General features: G+C 50.4%; 27 protein-coding genes and 2 tRNA genes. 9 read left to right on the top strand and 20 right to left on the bottom strand.

All coding sequences use genetic code 11. The annotated features are described in order from the left end of the window. Window positions 1-131: 131 nt before the first annotated feature. The 6 genes from ACSSVF_RS08530 (at window position 132) to ACSSVF_RS08505 (ending at window position 4,103) form a co-directional block, all read left to right on the top strand. Entirely contained in the window at window positions 132-992 is an 861-nt protein-coding gene (locus ACSSVF_RS08530; protein WP_492402830.1) for an ATP-binding protein, read from the top strand. 118 nt (window positions 993-1,110) lie between these two features. Next, window positions 1,111-2,064, top strand: a complete 954-nt coding sequence (locus tag ACSSVF_RS08525) for a Nudix family hydrolase (RefSeq protein ID WP_492402828.1) — start codon at window positions 1,111-1,113, stop codon at window positions 2,062-2,064. A gap of 72 nt (window positions 2,065-2,136) precedes the next feature. Beyond that, window positions 2,137-2,586 (top strand): hypothetical protein, encoded by a 450-nt coding sequence (locus ACSSVF_RS08520; RefSeq protein ID WP_492402826.1) that lies wholly within the window; start codon window positions 2,137-2,139, stop codon window positions 2,584-2,586. Between the two features lie 60 nt (window positions 2,587-2,646). Further along, on the top strand, window positions 2,647-3,240 hold the full coding sequence (locus ACSSVF_RS08515) for a CDP-alcohol phosphatidyltransferase family protein (protein ID WP_492402824.1): 594 nt from the start codon (window positions 2,647-2,649) through the stop codon (window positions 3,238-3,240). Beyond that, on the top strand, window positions 3,173-3,862 hold the full coding sequence (locus tag ACSSVF_RS08510) for a hypothetical protein (RefSeq protein ID WP_492402822.1): 690 nt from the start codon (window positions 3,173-3,175) through the stop codon (window positions 3,860-3,862). The genes ACSSVF_RS08515 and ACSSVF_RS08510 overlap by 68 nt, the downstream gene beginning before the upstream one ends. Before the next feature lie 16 nt (window positions 3,863-3,878). Beyond that, window positions 3,879-4,103 (top strand): VF530 family protein, encoded by a 225-nt coding sequence (locus ACSSVF_RS08505; RefSeq protein ID WP_492402820.1) that lies wholly within the window; start codon window positions 3,879-3,881, stop codon window positions 4,101-4,103. A gap of 34 nt (window positions 4,104-4,137) precedes the next feature. Here the strand turns inward: ACSSVF_RS08505 and ACSSVF_RS08500 are convergent, their stop codons facing one another. The 8 genes from ACSSVF_RS08500 to ACSSVF_RS08465 all read right to left on the bottom strand — a co-directional run bounded on the left by ACSSVF_RS08500 (window position 4,138) and on the right by ACSSVF_RS08465 (window position 11,759). Continuing rightward, on the bottom strand, window positions 4,138-5,016 hold the full coding sequence (locus tag ACSSVF_RS08500; RefSeq protein WP_492402818.1) for an alpha/beta hydrolase: 879 nt from the start codon (window positions 5,014-5,016) through the stop codon (window positions 4,138-4,140). A 165-nt stretch (window positions 5,017-5,181) separates the two neighbouring features. Then, complete coding sequence (locus ACSSVF_RS08495) at window positions 5,182-6,993, bottom strand: putative bifunctional diguanylate cyclase/phosphodiesterase (protein ID WP_492402816.1); 1,812 nt, start codon at window positions 6,991-6,993, stop codon at window positions 5,182-5,184. 3 nt (window positions 6,994-6,996) lie between these two features. Further along, window positions 6,997-8,544: a cyclic di-GMP phosphodiesterase gene (locus tag ACSSVF_RS08490; protein ID WP_492402814.1), complete on the bottom strand. Its 1,548-nt coding sequence runs from the start codon at window positions 8,542-8,544 to the stop codon at window positions 6,997-6,999. Between the two features lie 212 nt (window positions 8,545-8,756). Then, window positions 8,757-9,203: a copper chaperone PCu(A)C gene (locus tag ACSSVF_RS08485; RefSeq protein ID WP_492402813.1), complete on the bottom strand. Its 447-nt coding sequence runs from the start codon at window positions 9,201-9,203 to the stop codon at window positions 8,757-8,759. A gap of 19 nt (window positions 9,204-9,222) precedes the next feature. Further along, on the bottom strand, window positions 9,223-9,411 hold the full coding sequence (locus ACSSVF_RS08480; RefSeq protein ID WP_492402811.1) for a DNA gyrase inhibitor YacG: 189 nt from the start codon (window positions 9,409-9,411) through the stop codon (window positions 9,223-9,225). Next, on the bottom strand, window positions 9,411-10,184 hold the full coding sequence (gene zapD / locus ACSSVF_RS08475; RefSeq protein WP_492402809.1) for a cell division protein ZapD: 774 nt from the start codon (window positions 10,182-10,184) through the stop codon (window positions 9,411-9,413). Before zapD ends, ACSSVF_RS08480 begins: the two co-directional genes overlap by 1 nt. A 69-nt stretch (window positions 10,185-10,253) precedes the next feature. Next, a complete protein-coding gene (coaE, locus tag ACSSVF_RS08470; RefSeq protein ID WP_492402807.1) occupies window positions 10,254-10,856 on the bottom strand; it encodes a dephospho-CoA kinase in 603 nt (200 codons plus the stop codon). A gap of 30 nt (window positions 10,857-10,886) precedes the next feature. Next, window positions 10,887-11,759: a prepilin peptidase gene (locus tag ACSSVF_RS08465; RefSeq protein WP_492402805.1), complete on the bottom strand. Its 873-nt coding sequence runs from the start codon at window positions 11,757-11,759 to the stop codon at window positions 10,887-10,889. A 211-nt stretch (window positions 11,760-11,970) separates the two neighbouring features. On the opposite strand from ACSSVF_RS08465, the gene ACSSVF_RS08460 reads away from it, so the two are divergent. After that, complete coding sequence (locus ACSSVF_RS08460; protein ID WP_492402803.1) at window positions 11,971-12,369, top strand: hypothetical protein; 399 nt, start codon at window positions 11,971-11,973, stop codon at window positions 12,367-12,369. An 82-nt stretch (window positions 12,370-12,451) separates the two neighbouring features. Here the strand turns inward: ACSSVF_RS08460 and ACSSVF_RS08455 are convergent, their stop codons facing one another. From ACSSVF_RS08455 to recA, 7 genes are all read right to left on the bottom strand, one after another. Then, window positions 12,452-13,381, bottom strand: a complete 930-nt coding sequence (locus ACSSVF_RS08455) for a polyprenyl synthetase family protein (protein WP_492406330.1) — start codon at window positions 13,379-13,381, stop codon at window positions 12,452-12,454. Between the two features lie 328 nt (window positions 13,382-13,709). Then, window positions 13,710-13,786: transfer RNA gene (locus tag ACSSVF_RS08450), tRNA-Arg, on the bottom strand. A gap of 59 nt (window positions 13,787-13,845) precedes the next feature. Further along, window positions 13,846-13,939: transfer RNA gene (locus tag ACSSVF_RS08445), tRNA-Ser, on the bottom strand. 118 nt (window positions 13,940-14,057) lie between these two features. Then, window positions 14,058-15,287: an aspartate kinase gene (locus tag ACSSVF_RS08440; RefSeq protein ID WP_492402801.1), complete on the bottom strand. Its 1,230-nt coding sequence runs from the start codon at window positions 15,285-15,287 to the stop codon at window positions 14,058-14,060. A 39-nt stretch (window positions 15,288-15,326) separates the two neighbouring features. Beyond that, window positions 15,327-17,978: an alanine--tRNA ligase gene (gene alaS, locus ACSSVF_RS08435; RefSeq protein ID WP_492402799.1), complete on the bottom strand. Its 2,652-nt coding sequence runs from the start codon at window positions 17,976-17,978 to the stop codon at window positions 15,327-15,329. Further along, complete coding sequence (gene recX, locus ACSSVF_RS08430; RefSeq protein ID WP_492402797.1) at window positions 17,953-18,426, bottom strand: recombination regulator RecX; 474 nt, start codon at window positions 18,424-18,426, stop codon at window positions 17,953-17,955. The genes alaS and recX overlap by 26 nt, the downstream gene beginning before the upstream one ends. A gap of 5 nt (window positions 18,427-18,431) precedes the next feature. Continuing rightward, window positions 18,432-19,460, bottom strand: coding sequence for a recombinase RecA (gene recA / locus ACSSVF_RS08425; protein WP_379031410.1), 1,029 nt, complete (start codon window positions 19,458-19,460; stop codon window positions 18,432-18,434). A gap of 200 nt (window positions 19,461-19,660) precedes the next feature. Here recA and ACSSVF_RS08420 point away from each other — a divergent pair, with 200 nt between their 5' ends. Beyond that, window positions 19,661-20,011 (top strand): hypothetical protein, encoded by a 351-nt coding sequence (locus ACSSVF_RS08420; protein ID WP_492402794.1) that lies wholly within the window; start codon window positions 19,661-19,663, stop codon window positions 20,009-20,011. Here ACSSVF_RS08420 and ACSSVF_RS08415 read toward each other — a convergent pair. From ACSSVF_RS08415 to mog, 5 genes are read right to left on the bottom strand one after another with little or no spacing between them, the layout of a single operon-like run. Further along, window positions 20,008-20,520, bottom strand: a complete 513-nt coding sequence (locus ACSSVF_RS08415) for a CinA family protein (protein ID WP_492402793.1) — start codon at window positions 20,518-20,520, stop codon at window positions 20,008-20,010. The two genes, ACSSVF_RS08420 and ACSSVF_RS08415, sit on opposite strands and share 4 nt — an antisense overlap. After that, a complete protein-coding gene (locus ACSSVF_RS08410; RefSeq protein ID WP_492402791.1) occupies window positions 20,507-21,037 on the bottom strand; it encodes a phosphatidylglycerophosphatase A family protein in 531 nt (176 codons plus the stop codon). The genes ACSSVF_RS08415 and ACSSVF_RS08410 overlap by 14 nt, the downstream gene beginning before the upstream one ends. Beyond that, on the bottom strand, window positions 21,021-21,983 hold the full coding sequence (thiL, locus tag ACSSVF_RS08405; protein WP_492402788.1) for a thiamine-phosphate kinase: 963 nt from the start codon (window positions 21,981-21,983) through the stop codon (window positions 21,021-21,023). The genes ACSSVF_RS08410 and thiL overlap by 17 nt, the downstream gene beginning before the upstream one ends. Continuing rightward, window positions 21,976-22,332 (bottom strand): VanZ family protein, encoded by a 357-nt coding sequence (locus ACSSVF_RS08400; protein ID WP_492402787.1) that lies wholly within the window; start codon window positions 22,330-22,332, stop codon window positions 21,976-21,978. Before ACSSVF_RS08400 ends, thiL begins: the two co-directional genes overlap by 8 nt. Window positions 22,333-22,339: 7 nt before the next feature. Continuing rightward, the gene (gene mog / locus ACSSVF_RS08395; RefSeq protein ID WP_492402785.1) at window positions 22,340-22,957 is read right to left on the bottom strand and encodes a molybdopterin adenylyltransferase; all 618 of its coding nucleotides are present in this window, start codon (window positions 22,955-22,957) and stop codon (window positions 22,340-22,342) included. A gap of 267 nt (window positions 22,958-23,224) precedes the next feature. On the opposite strand from mog, the gene ACSSVF_RS08390 reads away from it, so the two are divergent. Then, window positions 23,225-23,920, top strand: a complete 696-nt coding sequence (locus ACSSVF_RS08390) for a PDZ domain-containing protein (protein ID WP_492402783.1) — start codon at window positions 23,225-23,227, stop codon at window positions 23,918-23,920. Window positions 23,921-23,932 lie beyond the last annotated feature (12 nt).

Raw genomic sequence — 23,932 nt, 5'->3', positions numbered from 1 at the left:
AAGTTAACACAAAGCTACTATTTTTTGCGCCAAGGTTTTTACAATCAGCAAAGCAACGCTTACGCTGACAGCCACTTCCGGCATTGTGTACAATAGCCCCTCACCCTACTCCATGATCTAAGAAAATCCGCATGAATTCGATTGAACACCTGCTACAGCGCGCCGAGCAACTCATCACGCGCCTGGAAACCCTGTTACCTGCACCGCTGGCTGAACCTAACTGGCAAGTCACCGCCTGGCGTTGGGTCAAACATGGCGCACAAGGCCAACTGCAAGCCGTCGAACATCCACACGCGGTTTCGCTGCAAGATATCCGGTTTATCGATAGACAAAAAGCGGAAGTGGTCCGCAATACCAAACAGTTTCTGCAAGGCCTGCCCGCCAACCACGTGCTGCTGACCGGTGCGCGTGGCACGGGTAAATCATCGCTAGTCAAAGCGTTGCTGAATGCTTATTCAGAGATAGGTTTAAGGTTGATTGAAGTCGACAAGCAGGATTTAACCGACCTGCCGCAGATCACGCAACTGATCAGGAACCGCCCGGAGAAATTCATCATCTTCTGCGACGACCTCACCTTTGAGGCGAATGACACCGGCTATAAAGCCCTGAAAGTCATTCTGGATGGTTCGATTGAAAATGCGTCATCGAATGTATTGGTATACGCCACCTCCAACCGCAAGAACCTGATGCCGGAATACATGGCCGATAACCAGCCGGTGCTGGAAAAAACCGGCGAGATCCGCCCCAACGATACCATTGATGAGAAAACCTCCCTCGCCGAACGCTTTGGCCTGTGGCTGTCTTTCTATAGTTTTGACCAGGATGAATACCTGAACATTGCCGAACACTGGCTGCAAACCTTTGGCGTAAGCATGGATGAAACCGCCAGGCATGCCGCCCTGCAGTTTTACCATACCCGCGGTGCCCGCAGTGGCCGCGTCGCTTTCCAGTTTGCCAAGGATTATGCCGGCAAGCTTCAATTAAAAGCCTAGCGGTAAAACTCGTGACAGAAAAAACAACACTTTAACGAAAATGCTGACGCCGGACTTTTCTTAAAAACCAATTCTTAACCTGCATACGCGCGCAATGATGCGCCATTAAATAAAACTTATGACCAAACTCGTCCAAGTCGCCGTTGCCATCCTGACCAAACCCACCGGCGAATACCTGCTCGCCAGCCGCCCGCAAGGCAAAGGCTGGGCAGGTTGGTGGGAGTTTCCCGGTGGCAAGATTGAAAGCGGAGAAAGCCCGGAACACGCATTGATCCGTGAATCGCAGGAAGAACTGGGTATTACCCCAACCCAGATACAACCCTGGATCAAACGGCGATATGACTACCCGGCCACGCATGATGCAGAAGCCAAAACCGTATTACTGCATTTCTTTTTTGTGAGCGAATGGCAAGGCGAATTACACGCAAGAGAAGGCCAGCAACTCGCCTGGCAACACCCGCAAAAGCTCAATGTCAGCCCTGTGCTGCCTGCCAATGCCCCCATCATGCAAGCACTCTCATTACCGCCTGTATACGCCATCAGCAATGTGCAAGAGATGGGCGAGCTAGCATTCTTGCAAGCGCTGAAGCAGCAACTGGACCAAGGCCTGCAACTACTGCAGATCCGCGAGTCGCAACTCAGCGCAGATGACCTAGCCAAGTTAAGTGCGCAGGTGCTGTCACTCTGCGCCGCTTATGACTGCCGCTGCCTGTTAAATGACAGCCCGGAGCAAGCCATACAACTCGGTTACCATGGCGTACACTTGAACAGCCAGCGCCTGATGGCAATGACGATCAAACCAGACCACCTGCTGATTGGCGCCTCATGCCATGATGTAGATCAATTACAAAAAGCGCAGTCCCTGCAACTTGACTTCGCCCTGCTCTCGCCAGTGTTGCCAACACAAAGCCACCCAGAAGCGCTAGAACTTGGTTGGGAAAAGTTTGAGACTATGCTGAATGGATTGGAAATTCCCGTCTACGGGCTGGGTGGCATGCATTCGGAACATCTCTCCAAAGCACAGGCAAATGGCGCGCGTGGGATCGCGATGCAACGCGCGATCTGGAAGTAAATTCTGTCAATCTGGTATCGCAAGCGACGTCACGGCCACCCTTATTTAGTATGCAAATTTGAAAGTGAACGAATGAATAAAAAAATTAAAAACTCACTAGCATTCATATTATTTGCAGTTGCGGCAATTCCATACACTGCCAATTCAGAGAGCTTTCCTTTTAATGCCAAGCAACTTTCCGGGGATTGGGCGGAAAGTTACAACAACCAACTAGCATGCTCTCCAGATAATCTGCATTTCAAGATGGAGATTAAACCAAACGAAAAAAAATTCCATATCCTCCTAGACAGAATGTGGAAGCTGGACACTGGTGAAACTACTGACCGTTATTCAGCAACAATTATAAGTGCTACAAACCGAACGTTAGTGATTCGATACGACAATGAAACTAGGACAAGAGAAGATGGAAGCTTGGTCGAGTGGGAACTCTCTGTGGTCTCCCCAGGCATTTATCGTTGGCGTGAGACGGGTTGGAGAAAAGATAAAGTAAACACTGTAGTTGGTGTTAAATGCTCAAAGTAAACAGGCTGCCTCATCATTCAAACAGGCCGGAAAACGACCCTTCTTAACATTACATTTATCGTGACACTACTGATAAAAATCCCTTTAGCTTTAACTGTCACTCGCGCCATTTTAGGTCCTGTAGTCGTGTTGCTTGCTTTTTTATGGCCTCACCCAATAGCCTTTGGCTTGTGCCTGACCATCGCTTTTCTGTCTGACATTTTTGATGGCATGATTGACCGCAGACTGAATATCGCCACCGAAGGCTTGCGCCGCCTTGATAGTATTGCGGATTCGATTTTTTATGTATGTGCTGCATGGGCAGCATGGCTTTTACATCCGCAAGCCATTAAAGATCGCCTGTTAGCGATCCTCATACTTTTTGCGTTAGAAATACTTAGATATGCTATTGATTACTATAAATATCGGCGTGAGACCAGCTATCACATGTGGTCGTCCAAGCTTTGGGGGATTTTTCTTTTCCTGGGGTTTATGTCTCTACTTGCTTTCAATCATGAGGGCATATTCGTGACTTTATCTATCTATATGGGCATCGTGGCAGAAATAGAAGGTTTGGCCATTTCGTTCACGCTAAGGAAGTGGACTCATGATGTGCCTACGCTTTTTCATGCGTTACGACTGCGTGCAGCGCAATCTAATCAGGAAAAACATTAAAAACTGGTTTGGATTATTTATACATATTCAAGTATTCTTTGGTTCACTCGGGACGTTTCAAATTAAAACAGCTTTACCTATTAATTACTCTCTTGGAATCATGATGAAAATTCAACATTTTTTAGCCACCTCAGTATTTGTATTATCCCAGTCCTTTGTTGCTTTCCCTGCCTTTGCCGAAGAGTCTTCAGAAATATCGACAGTAAATGAAGTAGTCGAGGCATCTCCTTCTCCAGTACCAGAATCTGAGCCAGCGACGATCTCTAGAAAAATTCCCAAACTCAGTATCCGCTGGGATTGTGGCGATTGCCCGATCAACGAGAAGGTGATTCCACTGATTGAGAAAACTTATACAGCAGAGGCAAGTCAACACAATTACGCTTTATCAGAAGAAGAGACGGCCGAGGTTTCAATTATTGACTTTCGTCAACGCAACCCCGCAAACCGGGCACTGTTTGGGTTTATGGCTGGCAAGGACAGGCTGGGCGTGAAGGTAAACTATAAAGGGAAACTATTTACGGCGAGTGATTATTCTGCGAATGCATGGTTTGGCATGAATTCACTTTGCGAATCGGTGGCGAAATCTACTTACAAGCAAATTGCTGCCTCTATCAACCAATAATTAAACTATCGTTGAAATGACCACAAGTAACCTCTCCCAGTCCAACAATCCATTGCATGGTATTACGCTTGAAAACATAGTGGTCAGGCTCGCTGATCACTATGGCTGGGAGAAGCTTGCGCAAAAAGTGAATATCAATTGCTTCAAGAACGACCCATCGGTGAAATCCAGCCTGAAGTTTTTGCGCAAAACGCCTTGGGCCAGAGAACAAGTGGAGAACCTGTATCTCTCTACGTTTTAATATAAAAATGCAGCGCTAATGTGTAAATACAGCGTTAGTGCTGTTTTATAAAATCCGCCATCGTATTTAGCATACGCTCGTCGCGCAAAGGTTTTGCCAGTTTGGCGGCCATATCGACATGGCCATATCCCGAAAATTCAGCCACTTCAACCGGGCCGCCTGCAGCTGTGATTCTGGCCGCCAGGTTGTAAGTGTTTCTGGGCCACACCGTGCCATCTTTGGTGCCTACCATCAATAACATGGGTGGATTGTTGCCGGTGACAAAGTTGATAGGTTGCGATTTAGGCCGCTGGTCTTCAGGACCAAAAATCGTTTTCAATCGATTACTTTTTAGCGGCAGGAAGTCATAAGGGCCAGCCAGGCCTATCATGCCAGCGAAGTCTTGCGGTTTGCTGCCCTGCTTGGCGAGAAACTCTGGATCCAGCACCAGCATAGCCGCGATATGCGCACCGGCGGAATGGCCTGCCAGGAAAACACGTTCAGGGTCACCGCCAAACTCTGCCGCATGTAATTTGACCCATTTGGCGGCTTTGGCGGGGTCTTCCATAAAGCCGGGGAATAGCACCTCGGGGTAAACGCGATAATCGGGAATGACGGCGATAAACCCTTGCGAAGTCATGGCTTCGCCTATGAATTTATAACTGCCGCGATTGCCGGAATCCCAGCTGCCGCCATAAAAGAACACCACCACAGGCAGGCGCTCGTTTCCTGTAGTACTACTTGCTGCCTTACCTTTCAACTGGTTTTTCGGGGTGTAGATATCCAGCGTTTGCCGGGGCAAATCACCATAGGCAACACCGCTGGTCAACCGATACGCTTTATCGGAAATCACCGCATTGAGTATATTCACCGGCGAACAGGCGCTGGTTAACAAACCCATGACGATGAGCGCGCTGGTGTAAAAATTAGGCATGTATTGTTGTTAGTATAGGCAGTGAGGATGATTGATTGACTGAATGATTCATGTATTCACATGAGTCGCCCAGATATGAGCCTTAAACTCAGTAAAAATTCACTTCAGACTGATCTTTCTAATTGCCTTGATAACTGCAGGCATGCAGCAAATGGCGCCTACACTTTATACAGTCGCCTGCTGCCCCATAGTGACGGCTTGCGCAGCGGGTGTTTGCCCCTGCTCTATCCATGCTAAAAACTGTTCAAAGGGCAAGGGTCTGGAGAAGTAATAGCCCTGGATTTTCTCGCATTGCAATGACTCGATGATCGCCCGGCAATCGGCATCTTCCACGCCTTCGGCCACGACTTTTTTACCCAAGCCATGTGCCATGGTGATGATGCCCTGGACGATGGCACGGTCTTGTGCTGAATGCGCCACGTTACGGACAAAGGATTGGTCGATTTTAACCAGATCTATGGGCAAATTACGCAGTCGTGACATGGAGGAGTAGCCGGTGCCAAAATCATCCAGCGCCATGCGGCAACCCATGCTGGTGAATTCGCGCATGATTTCGACGGCGGTTTCTTCGTCCACCAGCAAGCCGTTTTCGGTGATTTCCAGTGTAAAAATATTGGCTTCTACTCCCCATAATTTTAATGCCTGACCCAGCAAATAAGGTAGTTCCCGGTTGATCAAATCATCGGCCGTTAGGTTAATGGAAAGAAAAATAGGTTGCTGCGTTTTCTGTTTAATCGTGCTGGCTAAGCGGCACGAAGTATTAATCAGCCAGCGGATAAACATGTTGCCCAAGCCTTGTTGGTACAGCACTTCGATCACCACAGGCGGCGGAATGAATTCACCGCGTGCATTGCGGCATCGTAACAAGGCCTCAGCACCCATGCATTGGCCGGTATAGGTATCCACAATCGGTTGCAAATATAAGGCCATGCGGTCATTCTCGAACGCCTCCAGCACATCTTGCCGCAATTGTGCATTGGTATCCGCGTGCCGGCTCAATGCCTCCGAGTACGTGGCAAAAGCTTGGTAAGTGTTATCTGCATGTTCCAGCGCCAGGCGCGCTTGCGAAAGCATATCGTCGGCTTTTTTGTGCGTGGCATCGCGGCAAACACCGCCGATCACCGGGCTCACCGAAAAAAGCTGATGATTGGCATTCACGGTGAATTCAAAAGGTCGGCGCAGTTTTGCCGATAGCAGGTCAAGTTTCACGGTATGGTCTAATTGCGGCGACAACACCGCAAACTCATATGAATCCAGGTGAAACAAGGTATGGTCTTTGGGCAGGCTTTGTTGCAGGCGCTTGATGATTTCGACTGCAACTTCAGGCATACGGTGGCGATGGCCATCCAGCATGGTAGAACTCAGTTTAAAGCTGATCAGCAGCAAGCCTGCTTCGGCCTGGCTAAAAATCAGCAATTGCTGCAATTGTTCAATCAGCAGCCGCCCGTTCGGCAAATGGCTATGCTGATGATGACGCCTGGCGAACTCGAGCGCAGTATGGTCATACCTGGCGGCTGACTCTATCAACAAATGCGACAGGCAGTGCTGAAGCGCTCGCGTTTTAGATACTGAGAACCATTGTGGAACGGATATGGCACTTAATAATGTATCCACAGACGTAATAGAAACGCCCTCTGCGTACAGGTCGATCCAGATCACCGCCAGGTCATTGATTGCCTCTGCAAATGCATACCAATCATGGCGTTGGCCCAGACGCTCAAGCGCATCGATATATTGTTGTACCAGCGCTGTGTTCGCCTGCGGCTCACTCATTAAATGCGTTTGTATCTGCGCTACTTGTGTTTGCGCCAGGTGAAGCGCACTACGGGTGACATCTGCAGGTTTCAAGCCAAATTGCATGAGGCGTGCCGCCAATGCATCGGCTGATAGCGGCTGGTAACGCCTGAATGATCGTTTCAGTAGCGGCTTGTCAGTCTCAAGGCGCGCTGCGTGCTCAGATTGGGGGATGTATTGCATGGCTTAATCGTAATAGTGTGCCGGGTTAAGCCCGTAACAATCCGGCGGCAACCCGCGCACGATTCTGTAAGGCTCACCAGCGGGTGTCAGCGGACCGTGGATCAGATCCAGGGTGACCGGCGATTTCATGCGGATTTTTTGCGTATCCAGCAATATCATGACGCGCGGCTGCAAGCGCCGGATCTGGTTCTGCTGAATCACCACGGCGACTTCGCCGCTATTGAGCTCGACCAGCGAACTGACCGGATAAATACCAAAAAACTGGATCAGCTGGTCAATCAATGATTCGCTGAATTTCTCATTCTTGCTGGTATATAAGTGTTCCAGCACTTGGTGGCTGAACATGCCTTTGGCATAAGGTTTATCGCTGGTCATGGCGCAGTAGGTATCCATAATGCCGGCAATTTGCCCGAGTAATGAAATGCCGGGACCTGCCAGCTGATTGGGATAACCGCTGCCATCAAAACGCTCATGGTGTTCCGCCACAATCTGCATCACATCCTGGCTGATATCAGTATTAGAGCGCAAGGTATCGAGGCTGGCCTGCACGTGCTGCATGACCAGCAGGAATTCGCTCTCTTCCAACCGGCCTGGTTTTTGCAGGATGTCGGTAGGGATCTGGATCTTGCCCAGATCCTGGAACAAGCCAGCCATGCCTAAATCTTTCACCTGTTTTCGCGGCAAGGACAAGAAATGGCCGAATGCCATCATATTGATGCTGACATACAACGCCTTGTTGTAAGCATAATCATCGGTTTGCCTGAGGCGGGAAAGCCACAGCAACGCATCCGGGTTGCGCTCAATGCTTTGCAACATATTATCGAGCGACTGGCTGACGTGTACCAGGTCAACATTGGCGCCTAAGGCAATCTTTTCAAACACATCGCGGGTATCCGCCTCTGTTTTGGCAAACTGCGGATAGACTTCGACAATCTCCAGTTCCACCGGAATATTTGCAGCGGCCGTTTCCGGGTGCGCAGAAGCTGTTTTTTGCAGTTTGATCAGGTCACTATCCGCATTTTTCTTCTGCGGCGTGCTTAGGCCGTAAAGCCAGCTGTAAAGCCGGTTCCAGAATGATACTGAGGCTTGCTTATGATGTTTTTGAGGGGCTGGCGCCGGCGCTGGCTTTGCCTGCGCAGACGCAGGGGCTGATGCCGGAGAGACTGATTGAGGATATGCCACATCCACCACGGGCGGCACTTTGCCTTCGCGCAAGGCATGCACCACTTTTAAAAAACTATTTGGTGAGGATGAAGTACGGCTACGCGTAACGTTGGTTGAACGCTCATTTACCTGCGTGGCAGAAGTAGCGCGAGCAACACCAGCGGCTTTCTCACGTTTTTGTGGCGCAAAATGCCCACCTGTAGACATATTTTTATCTACCATGACTTCACGGCATAAGGTACGCAACTCATTCAGTTGCGTTTCATTCTCTATCAGGAAGCCCTGCAAGATAAATGGGCTATCCAGCCATGGAATGTCTAATTCAGCGACAAACATACCGAGCGCCAGTTCTCCGGTACGCATACGCTGCAATGCATTGGTTGTCATTGCACTATAACCTGTTATTAAAATTATGACCGATCATCAATAGACATGCATCTCGAATAGATAACAGGTCTGCACATTGATAACGACTGGACGGGGAGTAAGTTAAGGAAGGCAGGAGAAAAATTATGTTAATGGCACCAGCAACACCAGCCAATAAAGCCTGCTGTGCGAAGCTACAGAATCCAGAACGGATCAGGTTCAGTGTATGCGGCTTAATTAGCTGCTCTGACTGGCAGGCTGACGAATTGCTCATGAATCTTGCCCGTATCGTCTTTAAAACACAGCCGGAATTTGATTTGCTCACCCACTTTAAACGGGCTGGACAATTCAAACAGCATCAGGTGCAAGCCGCCTGGTGCCAGCTTTACCGGTTTTTTGGCTGGAATAGATAACGCTTCCACATGGCGCATTTTCATGACGCCATTTTGCATGGTCATGCTATGCAGTTCAGTCGTGCCAGCGCGCCCGGTTTCCACATACACCAGACTCAAATTCTCGTGACTGTTTAACGTGAGATAAGCGGCGGCTACAGTTTGGCCAGGATTGGAAGCACGCACCCAGGCATCACTGATAGCGACATCTGCCTGCGCAATGCCAGTGGCTAGTATCAGGCCTGACATCAGTTTGAGCAGAAAACTGGCGAGTGCTTTCATATTCATGGTCGGCCAAGCGTGCTAATCACTCAGCTTCGTCGAGGTCTGGTGGTGTTGCGTCAGGAATCCTGAATTTTTCCGTGGCCCAATCGCCCAGATCCATCAGTTTGCAACGCTCACTGCAAAATGGCCGGTAGGCATTCGCGGTTGAATACTCAGCTAATTCGCCACAGCCCGGGCACGCCACCTGGCGTGGTTTCACCGTTGTTTGCATTAATTGTGTCCTGGGCCGGTAAAGTTACAGATGATCATCTTGAAAGGAATATCTTGCTCGCAGGCTTTGGGCCTTTGCACGAAATCCAGCTTCTGGAAACGGATATTGATGGCGTACTTGTTGGCACTCACCTCAGGGAAGCACTCGTCGTGGCCGATTTCAATCCGCAACAATTGTGCAGGTTTATGGCCGGATAACTGCTGTTGGTAAGCGCCTTTATGCGCCACCAGTGATAACACCTGGCCGCTACCACGTAGCAATTGCAGAATCATACGAATGGCTTCGTACATGGGCATGAGCCGCGTCAGCCATTGGCTAAAGTCAGTCCTGCGTCGTTCGACCGCCAGATACAACCAGTGGCGATACGAAGGTAAATCGAATTCACACACGCCGCCAGGGATGCCTGCGCGTTGCTTCACGCTCATCAACCAGTCGTTATCGCGTAGCGATTGGCCAAGCTTCTGGTGATCTGACCGCAATGCCGTAGCACAACGGTCCAGGCTAGCCAGCGTATCGCCTAATGCATTCTGGTCGATATTTGGATTGTTCTGCAAGAATGAAAGCTGGACTTTATGCCTGTCCAGCTCCTGTAGTAAATCGACTTTCAAATCACCACGATCGATCAGGTCCAGGATTTGTAGCAGCGTCAGCAGCGCCACATGATGGTTTACCTCATGGCCTACTTCTATGTGGTGCAACATCTTTACAAACAGATCTTCCAGGCGGAGATATGTTCTGATGCGCTCGTTAAATGGAAACTCGTAGCTCGACACGGCAGCCTTTTCTGTCAGCTGATACTTGAAAAGTATGCAATAAAAGCCTGATTATGAAACCCTTTTTACTCACTGGCAAGTTTTTGAGAAAATTTGATGAAACTTAAGCACTTTTTCGTGCAAATCTTGCAAGTTTTGATCATTTTCAATCACGGAATCTGCAATCGCCAGGCGTTCCTGGCGGCTACTTTGCGCGGCAATAATCGCTTGCGCCATCGCCTCTGAAAATGCGCTACGTTGCATCACGCGCGACAGTTGCGTTTCTTCACTGCAATCCACCACCAGTACATGATCGATCATAGACCAGTCATCACGGCTTTCGACCAGTAACGGGATCGCCAACACCACATAAGCAGAAGCTGAGTGTTGTGCAATCTGGCGCGCTGCCTCTGCACGGATGGCCGGATGCATGATCAGATTAAGCTTATCCAGCGCATCCGGGTCTGCAAACACCAGCTCGCGCAGCCTGGCCCGGTCTAACTGGCCACTCTCTGCAAACATGGCATCACCAAATGTTTGCCGCACGGTTTGCATGGCAGTACTGCCAGGGGCGCTCATCGCATGTGCGATCTCATCCAGGTCAATAACGGGAACACCAAGCTCAACAAAGGTTTTACATACCTCGCTTTTACCACTGCCTATACCGCCGGTAACGGCTACCACTTTAGTCATAACACACTACTTCTGTCATCTGGCACTCATTTAAGGCATCAAATAGAAAGCGGACAGCGTTTGCCCGTAGAACAAGGCAGCGATGCCACCGAGTGCCAGGAAGGGGCCAAACGGGATGGCGGTCTGGCGGGTTTTGCCTTTGAATAGAATCAAACCTATGCCTATCACACTGCCGACGACCGAGCTTAGCAATATCACCGCGGGCAGTAATTGCCAGCCAAACCAGGCACCAATCGCCGCCAGCAATTTAAAGTCGCCGTAACCCATGCCCTCTTTGCCGGTGACAAGTTTAAATAGCCAATACACTGCCCATAACACCAAGTAACCAGCCATGGCGCCAACGACAGCAGAGGTAATATCCGTGAATCCGCTATTCAGGTTAAGCAGCAGGCCCAGCCACAGTAATGGCAAGGTAATATCATCCGGCAATAACTGGGTATCGAAATCTATAAAGGTTAAAGCAACCAAGGCGATGACAAATATCAGTGCAAACAATGTCAAATGGCTATAACCATATTGCACGGCCATCGCGAATGACAATGCACCAGTCAGTGCTTCTACCAGCGGATAACGGATTGAAATAGGCGCTTTACAGGCTTTGCATCGTCCACGCAAAAACAGGTAACTGATGACCGGGATATTTTCCAGCGCGCTTATCATGTGGCCGCAGTGAGGACAGGAGGAACGCGGAACCACCAGGTTATATTTTGGCTGTTCTGGCACCGCCTGCCCCTGTAAATCCAGGCAATTGGCATGCCATTCACGCTCCATCATTTTGGGCAGGCGGTGTATCACTACATTGAGGAAACTACCCACCAGCAAGCCCAGGACAAGGCAGACACCCTGAAAGAAATGGGGTTGCGTTTTTAACAAACTTAAAACAGGTTCAAGGAATTCTGTCATGATACCGATAACACTATTAAGGTTGCTGCATCATCTCATCGTTGATACAAGTAAGCAAGATTAAAAGCCGCGTATGCCGGGCAAAGCCTGCTTCAAAACAGAAATGACCGGCTTGAAAACAGATTTAATGTCACCATTTATGTGTAAGATGAGAATGCCACTCCCGTTGAGTGACTTCGCATCTGAATCTTACTAGTGAAGGAAGTTGCCTATGTCTGATCAAATCAAATTCACGCCGCCTACCGAAGTTGAGCTGGGCCAGGTTGAACACCCTGCCTGGGATGAACCGGTGATCTGCCGCGTAGAAGTCGACCTGCCAGGATGGCTGGCAAACCTGACCGGACAATCACACTGGGAAGTCTACAGTGAAGAGGAAGAGGAAAATTGTGTCAGCTTCGCCATGCGCGCCTCACACAAACATGGCATGCCAACGATTGCCAGCCGCTCAGACCATGCCTTGCAAGCAGAAGTGACGCTTTATCATAATGGCTATGCGGTGGTCGATGTCAATGGTGAGTCGCTGTTTGACGGCGCGTTGACTAACGCTACCAATGAATGCGCGCGATTAAGTTATTACCACGTGAGTGGTGAACCGATAGCGCTTAACTAGTAAATCCTTAAATCGGGCTACTTTTAAAACTAGCCCATCAAGTGAACCAGCGCAGCATGCACTACAACCGCATGCTGCAGCGCTACTGCTGGCGACTGACCGAAAACTGTGCCAGATCCAGCAATACTTGCTTGGCGGCACCTGATTCAAAAATATCTAGCGCCTGACAGGCCAGCAGCGCCTCTTTCTGCGCCACCGAACGTACATAATCAAATGCTTTGACCGCATGCAGGATCTCCAGCACTTGCTCTAATTGTGCTACCTGCCCTTCCAGCAATGCCTGTTTCACCAGGTCAGCCTGCGCCGTCGGTGCTTGCTGAATCGCATACAGCATAGGTAAAGTCACTTTACCTTCTGCCAGGTCGTTACCCAGTGTTTTACCTATCTTGTCACTGTCGCCGGTCAAATCCAGCACATCATCAATCAACTGGAATGCCGTACCTAAATGCATGCCATACGTTGCCAGCGCCTCTTCATGTGCCGGGCTTGCCCGGCGTTGCACCGCCCCCAGGCGCGTGGCCGCTTCGAACAGCTTAGCCGTTTTAAAATGGATCACTTGCAGGTAGTCTTGCTCACTGACACCAATATTGCGCACGTTGAGCAACTGCAGTACTTCGCCTTCAGAAATCGTATTGGTCGCGTCCGCCAGTATCTCCATCACGCGCATATTCTGCAATTTGACCATCATCTGGAAAGCACGTGAATACAAAAAATCACCTACCAGCACGCTGGCAGGGTTTCCATACACATGGTTGGCCGTGGATTTGCCACGACGCAGGTCTGAGGCATCCACCACATCATCATGCAATAAGGTAGCAGTGTGAATAAACTCGATAATCACTGCGAGCTGATGATGCGCTGGCGTGACACCACCAGCCAAATCGCCAGACATTAATACCAATGCCGGACGCAGGCGTTTGCCACCACTATGGATGATGTATTCTGAAATTTGGTTAATCAGCGGCACCTGGGATGACAAAGACTGGCGAACGACGACATCCACCTGCTGCATATCGTCTGCAATCCGCGCCAAACAAGCATTAAGAGACACTAAAACACCATTGAAAAAACAAAGCTAGAGGATACCATACCTGACAACCCTCTCGCTATGCCGGGATGTAGATAGCGACAGTACTCAATACGATGCGCGCCAGGATTTTAATTTCTTTACAAAAAAGCAGCCGCTAGGCAAACGCTTTTCGAACACATATTTCTTTTCTTGTAAGCGGCGATAGAAAAGTGCTTGCTGAGAAAAATGACGCATCTTTTTTACTGTTTAGGCTTGAGGGGAAATGGGAAAGAAAAAAGCCTTGTTTCTAACGAAACAAGGCTTTTATTTTTGGCGCGCCCGGAGCGATTCGAACGCCCGACCCTTTGGTTCGTAGCCAAATACTCTATCCAACTGAGCTACGGGCGCCAAGGTTGTTACAACGCTGTTGCAACAAGGACAGCATTATAACACAAGTTTAAGATTTTTGGCGGTGAGCGAGGGATTCGAACCCTCGATACAGGTTTAAGCCCATATGCTTCCTTAGCAGGGAAGTGCCTTCGACCACTCGGCCAGCTCACCGTTTTAAACTTATGCAATATTACTGCTCAACACAGTATTGCTACTGCATCGAAGGCCGCCATAGTACGCGAAAAGCCTTCGTAAATCAACGCAAAATGAAAGAATGTTTTTGATCAGCTTATGCATCGTCCAAAGCAAAAGCTTTGTGTAATACACGCACTGCCAATTCCATATATTTCTCTTCAATCACCACAGCAATTTTAATTTCACTGGTAGAGATCATCTGGATATTGATACCTTCTTCAGCCAGGGTACGGAACATCTGGCTGGCAATGCCAACGTGTGAACGCATGCCCACACCAACCACAGAAACTTTGGCAATTTTATCGTCGCCGCTGATCTCACGTGCCTGGATATGGCCCTGGACTTTGTCGCGCAAAATACTGAGCGCTTTGCTCATCTCATTTTTGTGTACGGTGAAGGTGAAGTCTGTAGTACCGTCGGCGCCTACGTTCTGGATGATCATGTCCACATCAATATTGGCGTCCGCCACCGGGCCTAAAATCTGGTAAGCAATGCCAGGTTTATCTGGTACGCCAGCCACAGTCACTTTCGCCTCATCGCGGTTAAACGCGATACCGGAGATGATTGGATCTTCCATGTTTTCCTCATTTTCTTCAAACGTAATCAGTGTGCCATCGCCTTCTTCCTCAAAGCTGGAAAGCACACGTAGTTTCACTTTATATTTACCGGCAAATTCCACTGAGCGGATCTGCAATACTTTGGAACCTTGTGAAGCCAGTTCCAGCATTTCTTCAAAGGTGATTTTTTCCAGGCGGCGCGCTTCAGGCACCACACGTGGGTCGGTGGTGTATACGCCATCGACATCGGTATAAATCTGGCATTCGTCAGCACCCAAAGCAGCAGCTAGGGCAACACCAGTGGTATCAGAACCACCTCGGCCCAGCGTCGTGATGTTGCCATTGGCATCTACACCCTGGAAACCAGCCACGACACAAACATAACCGTCATCCAGGTCCTTCTTCAGGTTGTGCTGGTCGATATCCAGGATACGTGCTTTGGTATGCGCATCATCGGTCAGGATTCTTACCTGTGAACCGGTGTAACTCTTGGCTTTAATGCCAAGCTCTGACAAGGCCAGCGCTGTCATGCCTATGGTGACTTGCTCACCGGTAGACAACATGACATCCAGTTCACGTGGATCAGGATCCGGCATGATTTCTTTGGCCAGCGCAATCAGGCGGTTGGTTTCACCGGACATGGCCGATACCACCACCACGACCTGGTGACCCATGGCTTTGTAGCGCGCAACACGCCTTGCCACATTGCGGATACGCTCAGGATTTGCGACTGAGGTTCCACCGTATTTTTGTACAATTAATGCCATTATTTCGCTCTAACTATCAAATAAATGCTAACGATAAAATTAATTTAATTTTTGCTTTACCCATTCAGGGACGCTGGCCAGCGCCTGCGGTAACTGGCTGGCATCTGTACCACCTGCCATTGCCATATCCGGCTTGCCGCCGCCTTTACCGCCGACCTGGCCCGCAACATGGTTGACCAACTCGCCCGCTTTGAGTTTTCCGATCAAATCTGCCGTGACACCTGCTGCCAAACTCACTTTGCCGTCAGTCACACTGGCCAGCACAATCGCGGCCGATTTGAGTTTATCCTTCAGTTTATCCATGGTTTCGCGCAAGGTATTGGCATCTGCACCTTCCAGGTTCGCCGCGAGTACCTTGATGCCCTGGATATCCTGTGCCTGACTGAGCAGGTCATCACCTTGTGCGCTGGCGAGTTTGGACTTCAAGCGTGCCAGCTCTTTTTCCAGGGTCCTGACGTTATCCAGTACCTGGGAAATTTTAACCGGCAGCTCGTGTGCAGGCGCTTTTAATTCACCCGCGACCTGATTGATCAAGGCCTGTTGCGTCTGCACCAGTTTCAGTGCGCCTTCACCCGTGGTCGCCTCGATACGGCGCACACCGGCAGCGACGCCACTTTCAGATGTAATCTTGAACAGGCCGATGTCACCGGTACGTCGCACGTGCGTACCGCCACACAACTCTCTTGAAGTCCCGATATCCAGCACCCGCACTTCGTCGCCATATTTCTCGCCAAACAGCATCATGGCGCCGGTTTGTTGCGCGGCTTCAATATCCATTAATTTGGCCAGCGTGTCGGTATTGGTCAGCACTTCTGCATTGACGATGGCTTCGACTTTGGCAATTTGCGCATCGGTGACCGGTGCATTGTGTACAAAGTCAAAACGGGTTTTTTCAGTATCGACCAGGCTGCCCTTTTGCTGCACATGTTCACCCAGCACTTCACGCAGAGCTTTGTGCATCAGGTGTGTGGCCGAGTGGTTGCGCATGGTCGCATGGCGCGCTTGCAGATTGACTTTGGCAGTCAGGGTGTCGCCTACAGCCAAGGTGCCGGTTTTCAGCACCCCATGGTGGCCAAATACTGCGGCCTGGATCTTCTGGGTGTCTTCCACTGCAAAAATACCGTTAGCAGATTTGAGTTCACCGCTATCGCCAATCTGGCCGCCAGATTCGGCATAGAAAGGCGTGTCATCCAGCACCACGACACCTAGATCTCCTTCATTCAATGATTTCACCGGGCTACCATCTTTGTAAAGGGCCAACACTTTGGCGGGGGTTTCCAGCTTGTCATAGCCGTGAAAACTGGTGGCCTGGCCTTCATACTCCAGGTTAAGCGCCATCTTGAATTTACCAGCCGACCGCGCCTGCTCTTTCTGGCGCGCCATGGCTGCATCAAAGCCAGCGGTATCGACGGTGACGCCACGTTCGCGGCAAACATCGGCAGTTAAATCCAGCGGAAAGCCGAAGGTATCGTGCAATTTAAAGGCCAAGTCACCATTGAAAACTGCAGGCTTGGTTGCCAATTCGGTTTCCAGAATCTGCATGCCATTTTCAATCGTTTCAAAGAAACGGTCTTCTTCCTGTTTGAGCACTTCAGCGATGCGCGCCTTGCTGCTGACCAGTTCAGGATAAGCTTCGCCCATTTCAAGGACTAAATCGGCAACCAGTTTATGGAAAAATGCTGCGCGACAGCCCAATTTGTAACCATGACGAATCGCACGGCGGATAATACGGCGCAAGACATAACCACGGCCTTCGTTGCCCGCAATCACGCCATCAGCGATCAGGAAAGAGCACGCACGAATATGATCAGCCAGCACTTTCAGGCTGGGGCTATCCAGATCAGCGGTATTGGTTTCACGGGCTGCTGCTTTAATCAACGCCTGGAATAAGTCGATTTCGTAGTTGGCGTGTACGCCTTGCAGGACGGCAGAAATCCGCTCCAGACCCATGCCGGTATCTACCGATGGTTTTGGTAACGGATGCATCACGCCCGCTTCATCGCGGTTGAACTGCATGAACACGTTGTTCCAGATTTCGATAAAACGATCGCCATCTTCATCGGGGCTACCCGGAGGGCCGCCAGGAATATGTGCACCGTGGTCGTAGAAAATCTCGGTACAGGGGCCGCAAGGGCCGGTGTCACCCATCATCCAGAAGTTATCAGATGCATAACGCGCACCCTTGTTATCGCCTATGCGTACGATCTTATCTGCAGGCACGCCTATCTCTTTGTGCCAGATGTCATACGCTTCGTCATCTTCAGCGTAAACCGTGACCATCAGGCGCTCTTTGGGCAAGGCGTAGACTTCTGTCAGCAATTCCCAGGCGAAGCTAATCGCATCGCGTTTGAAATAATCACCAAAGCTGAAATTACCCAGCATCTCAAAAAAGGTATGGTGGCGGGCGGTATAACCGACATTTTCAAGGTCATTGTGCTTGCCGCCGGCGCGCACACATTTTTGCGAAGAAGCTGCACGCGTGTAAGCACGTTTATCAAAGCCCAGGAACACATCCTTGAACTGGTTCATGCCGGCATTGGTGAACAGCAGGGTTGGGTCGCCATGGGGCACCAGCGAACTGGAAGCCACGACCTGATGGCCTTTAGAAGCAAAAAAATCCAGGAAAGCCTGGCGGATCTGTTTGCTGCTGGGGTTACTGCCGTAACTAACTGTAGTCTTCTGGACTGTCATCTTCTGCGTGTCTATTCAAAATTTTCTTGATTACATCAAACGTAAACCCCCGGCTCTGTAAAAAACGGGCTTGTTTCGCCCAGTCTTCACGCGTTGTCGGGGACGCTTTAAACTTTTTGCGCCAGACTTCGCTGGCGCGTTCCACTTCATTTACCTGCAATACAGCCACTGCCTCAGCCACCAGCGTATCATCAATGCCCTTCTCTCGCAGCTCATTGGCTACCCGGGCAGCGCCAAATTTGGCCTGGCGGGCGTGTACCATCTGCTCGGTATAACGGGCATCGCTTAACCAGCCACGCGTTTTGAAATCTGCAATCAGTGCGGCAATATCATCGGCGTCGCTGGCATAGGCTTTTAGTTTCTGCGCCAGTTCAGCTGCGGCGTATTCCCGCTTGCTTAAGTATTCCAGGGCGCGCTGGCGCAGTGACTTTTCCGGCTGCGGACGCAAGTGGTTTAATCATCCTCAGTTCTGGCGGCCGTCATGCCATCTGCCAGGATGTTGGAGTTAGCGCGAATCTGCGCTTCGATTTCGGCAGCAATCGCTGGGTTTTCACGCAGGAATTCCTTGGCGTTTTCTTTGCCCTGGCCGATTTTTTCGCCTTTGTAGCTGTACCATGCGCCAGATTTCTCGACCAGTTTGGCGTTAGAGCCTAACTCGATCACTTCGCCCAGGCGGGAAATGCCTTCGCCGTACATGATGTCGAATTCAGCCTGCTTGAATGGCGGAGCGACTTTGTTTTTAATCACTTTGACGCGGGTCTCGGAGCCTGTGACTTCATCCCCTTTTTTGATGGCGCCAGTACGGCGGATATCCAGGCGCACGGAGGCGTAGAATTTAAGTGCGTTGCCACCGGTAGTGGTTTCAGGGTTACCGAACATGACGCCGATTTTCATACGGATCTGGTTAATAAAAATCACCAGCGTATTGGTACGTTTGATGTTACCGGTCAATTTACGCAAAGCCTGCGACATCAGGCGTGCTTGCAGGCCCATATGGCTATCGCCCATTTCACCTTCGATTTCGGCACGTGGTGTCAGCGCGGCGACGGAGTCAACCACCACGATATCCACAGAGCCGGAACGTACCAGCATATCGGCGATTTCCAGCGCCTGTTCGCCCGTATCCGGCTGCGAAATCAACAGATCAGGCACATTCACACCCAGTTTGGCAGCATATTGCGGGTCCAGTGCATGCTCGGCATCGATAAATGCCGCAACGCCACCCAGTTTTTGCATCTGAGCAATCACTGACAAGGTCAATGTGGTTTTACCTGAGGATTCAGGACCATAGATTTCGACAATCCGCCCACGGGGCAAACCACCTACTCCCAGTGCAATATCCAGGCCTAATGAGCCAGTGGATACCACTTGTAAATCTTCACCGATATCAGCATCGCCCATACGCATGATAGAGCCTTTGCCAAACTGCTTTTCAATCTGGGAAAGTGCGGCGGCGAGTGCTTTGCTTTTATTGTCATCCATGGTGTTGCCTTTTGTGTGTGAGGAAAAAGCGCTTTTCGTTTAAACGCTATATAATCAGATAAATAACTGCTAATTATTTCATAAATCGACCATCAGTGATATGGCATTCGAACGATTAATGCAGTGAATTGTCAACCGTAATAAGGTGCACACGTTTAATAGCAAGAAAGCATTAAACGTTTTCCGTGAGAGGAACCTTTATGAACATCATTAAATACATTTTAGGAATTGCGTTAAGCGTGGCGGCATTCTCCGCTCAGGCTGACAATAACTGGTCCGCCGGTGTTGTCATAGGCAACCCTTATGCGCCGCCGCCCGTGTATTACGCGCCGCCACCGGTGTATTACGCACCACCGCCAGTGGTCATTTACCGCCATCCGCAAAGCAGCTATTACAGTGCGCCAGGCTATGCTTATGCGCCACCAGCGCAAGGTTTCATCCAGTTTGGTTATGGTAATAACGGCTATCGCGGTTATGACCGCGGCCCACGCGGTCCGCGTGGTGGTGGCTGGGGACGTGGTGGCCATGATCACGGCCACCATCATCACTAACCCAAACCTGATGCTTTAACCAGGTTTAGCAAGCCTGTCAGCACATGGCTGGCAGCTTGCTGACGGATAGCAGCTCTATCCCCTTCAAAATGACGCGTTGCTACCACCAGTTTCGCTGCTCGCTCAGAGTCCTCGCTGATAGCCCAGGCAAAACACACCGTACCTACCGGCTTTTGTAAAGAACCCCCGCCTGGACCTGCAATACCGGTCACCGAAGCACTAACACGTGCAAGACTGTGTTTCAATGCGCCAACCGCCATTGCCTGCGCCACTTGCTCACTCACCGCCCCATGTGAGTGTATCAGCGACTGCGGTACGCCTAGCACATCTACCTTGGCCTCGTTGCTGTAAGTCACAAATCCACGGTCAAACCACGCAGAACTGCCCGCAATGGCGGTGATTGCCTGCGCTACCATGCCACCGGTGCACGATTCAGCCAGCGCCAATTGCCAGTTTTTCCCTTGCAAAGCATCACCTAATTCTGCACTTAAGGTTTCAAGCGACGACATCACACCCCCTTTGTATGAGCTGCAACACCACAATCGCCATGACTGCCGCCAATCCATCATCCAGCATCACGCCGAAACCGCCACCTACATGCCTGTCTGCCCAGCTGATGGGGAAAGGCTTCCAGATATCAAACAGACGGAATAATACAAATGCAGCCACCCACCAGGCCCAGGTCATTGGCACGGTCACCAGGATGGCGGCCATGGCGACAATCTCATCCCAGACAATAGCGCCATGATCGCTCACACCAAGTGCCTGGCCGGTAAATGCACAACACCAGATACCAAACAGGAATAGCAGCAATAACCCTAGCCATTGTTGCAATGGCGGTAAGGACATGATCATCCAGAATAATGGAAAGCCCAGCAAAGTACCTGCCGTGCCAGGCGCTTTCGGGAACAAGCCTGTGCCTAAGCCCAGGCTGAGAAAATGCAAAGGATGCGAGACAAGCAACGCAAGGTCTGGCTCGAGAGCATGAGGCCCGGTATGTGAATGATGGTCAGTCAAAATGCACATAGCCTTTCTGGGACAATTCAATAGCGGTTTCTCCATTGAAAACGGTTAGCCCTGCTGCTTGGGTGATACTACCAATCCGGCTTAAAGGGATAGCAAGTGTGCCTGCCAACGCCAATATTTCATCACGTCGTTGCGGCGAAGCCGTAAAACAGAGCTCATAATCATCGCCCCCTGCCAGTACCGCCTGCTGTATCACTGATAAAGGTAATTGAGTTGTAAGCAATGCCGGTTTAGGCAGCAACGTCCAATCCAGTTGTGCACCTTTGGCGGAAGCCTTAAGAATATGGTTTAAATCCGCCAGCAAGCCATCTGAAATATCGAGCGCTGCGTGCGCGATTCCCCGTAATGCCAGGCCCAGCGCCACGCGTGGTTGTGGCTGATGCATGGCAGGCGCAAAATGAGCCACATCGCCTGCATGCAAGTTGAGCTTAGCTAGCCGATGTTGCAGCCATAAAGCGGCTTGTCCCAGCGTGCCACTGATCCATATATCATCGCCAGCCTGCGCCCCATCACGTTTAATGGCTTTACCCACTGGCACTTCGCCAAAAATATTAATGGCGATATTCAGTGGTCCGCGCGTAGTATCTCCCCCGATCAGGGCGACACCATACGCATCGGCGCACGCGAATAACCCCTGGCTAAACGCATTTAACCAGCCCTCATTAATCTCGGGCAAAGCAATCGATAAGGTGGCCCATTTAGGCGTTGCGCCCATCGCCGCCATATCACTGACGTTGACTGCCATGGATTTCCACCCGATGGAGTAAGGATCAGCCTCTGCAAAAAAATGGGTGCCGGACACCGACATATCGGCGGAGATAGCCAGTTGATAGCCGGGAGCAACACTGATTAAAGCTGCATCATCCCCCACTCCCAGATCCGCTGTACTCAGGCCTGCGCGACCGGGACGTGTGAAATATTGAGCAATGAGATCAAACTCAGCCATGCCGTTTTACCCACCAGCGTTGTAGCAAGATGACCATGCCCCATGCCAATGCGATCCCGACCAGGTCGGCGTACCAGTCATAAATACTAGGTTGTCGCGTGGTAGTCATCACCCCTTGCAATACCTCCATTAAGCCACCAAACACAGTTAAGCCAAGCGCGATAGGCAGCCGGTGCGCGGGGAAAGCCATCAGCCCCCAAAACGTCACGCCGCCAAACGCAATAATATGCTCTATCTTATCTTTGTACAGTGAGCCATCATTGCTTGGCGGCATTTCCATTAATAACAAATAGGTGAGAATGGTGAAACACGCGATAAAAATCAGCGTAGCAATGCTTTTGTAATTCATGATTCAATTATTCTTTAACAAGGGGGCTGGGGCGCTGGGCAGATTTTGGCCTGAAGGATTTGACGATATTGTCTGCTGTTTCCAGATATGGCATAGGGTGGTTTTCTGTTGCCAGTAAATCCAGGCAATAAGGCACGGCCGCAAAAATGCCGGGCACTAGCACCTTACCGTCGGCATCTTTCAAGCCTTCCAGTGTTTCCTGTATCGCCTTGGGTTGGCCTGGCAGATTAATGATCAGGCATTGTTTGCGAATCACCGCCACCTGGCGCGACAAGATGGCCGTCGGTACAAAGCGCAGGCTGATTTGCCGCATCTGCTCTCCAAAGCCAGGCATGTCGCGATCCGCAATGGCCAGCGTGGCTTCTGGCGTGACGTCCCTGAGCGCAGGCCCAGTGCCGCCGGTAGTCAGAATCAGGTGGCAATGCTCGTCATCGACTAGTTGCCTGAGTGTTTCTGAAATAATCGCCTGCTCATCGGCAATCAGGCGGGTAACGGTTTCAAAGGGGGAAATCAGGGTGTTTTCGAGCCAGGTAGACAGCGAGGGAATACCCTTATCTTCATACACGCCTTGAGATGCGCGATCACTGATGGAAACCAGCCCGATACGCGTGAATTGTGCTTGCATAACTTTAGGTCTATTAACGTTGAGGTTTGTGTTGCATTGGCCTGGATTGGATCGGGCAGGATTGAATTGCTCAGAATCCAGATAGTCTGTGTTAATGTACCGGCACATCATAACATTACCCGGCACATGAGTCAGACTAAAACGTGTCATTGATTATGGAGAAAGCAGATGAAAGTTTTATGCAACAGAGTGCATTTCACATCTAAAACCAGCGCATCAAGCCATGTTTTTTTCAGGCCGCTTTTGCTGGTGATGATGACTTTATGCATGACTTCGCCAACCGCCTTTGCTGATGACAATCTCTACGCCAAAAACTACCAGGCGCAAAATCAGGGAAACTTGCATTCACTGCAAGCCAACCCAGAGCCTGAGTTACTAAGCGGTAACCGCCGCGACGATGACAATATCAACATGCTGGAAAACGGTTACGACCTGATGGGTTTCAGCGCTTTTGAATCGGGAGAAGTGCCTCCCGAGCAAGCCCGCAGCCATGGACGCGCTATCCAGGCGGATACGATTCTGGTCTACGTTAAAAAAGCCGGCAACGCTTCGCCTTCCTCAAAAATGGAGGTGATTAAAGAAGCCATTAAAAAAGGCCAATCGCTGACTGAAAAAGATGTCGCTGCCGAGCCGGGTAAATATCGCTATTACGCCACTTTCTGGGCAAAACTACCGCCGCCGGTGCTGGGCGTACACGTGATTAAACTGGTATCCCGCCCATCCTCGCAAGACGGTGACCAGCCGGCTTCACCAAGTGAGGGAGTTCGTGTGATTGCCGTGATTCATGGTTCAGCCGCCGAACAAGGCGGATTATTACGCGGCGATCAGTTGTTGAGTATTAACCAGGAAAAAGTCAACGATGCTGCGACTTTATCCGCCCTGGTCAAACGATTCAAGGGCAATCCGGTGACCTTAAAGATCGAGCGAAAAACTGAACCACTCTCATTACAAGTGACTCTTTAACAGCAGGCTTTA

The sequence above is a fragment of the Methylophilus sp. E2MeOHC9 genome (genome assembly GCF_058744375.1).
The sequence above is the reverse complement of the archived record's forward strand: the minus strand, read 5'-3'. Positions and strand labels throughout refer to the sequence as shown.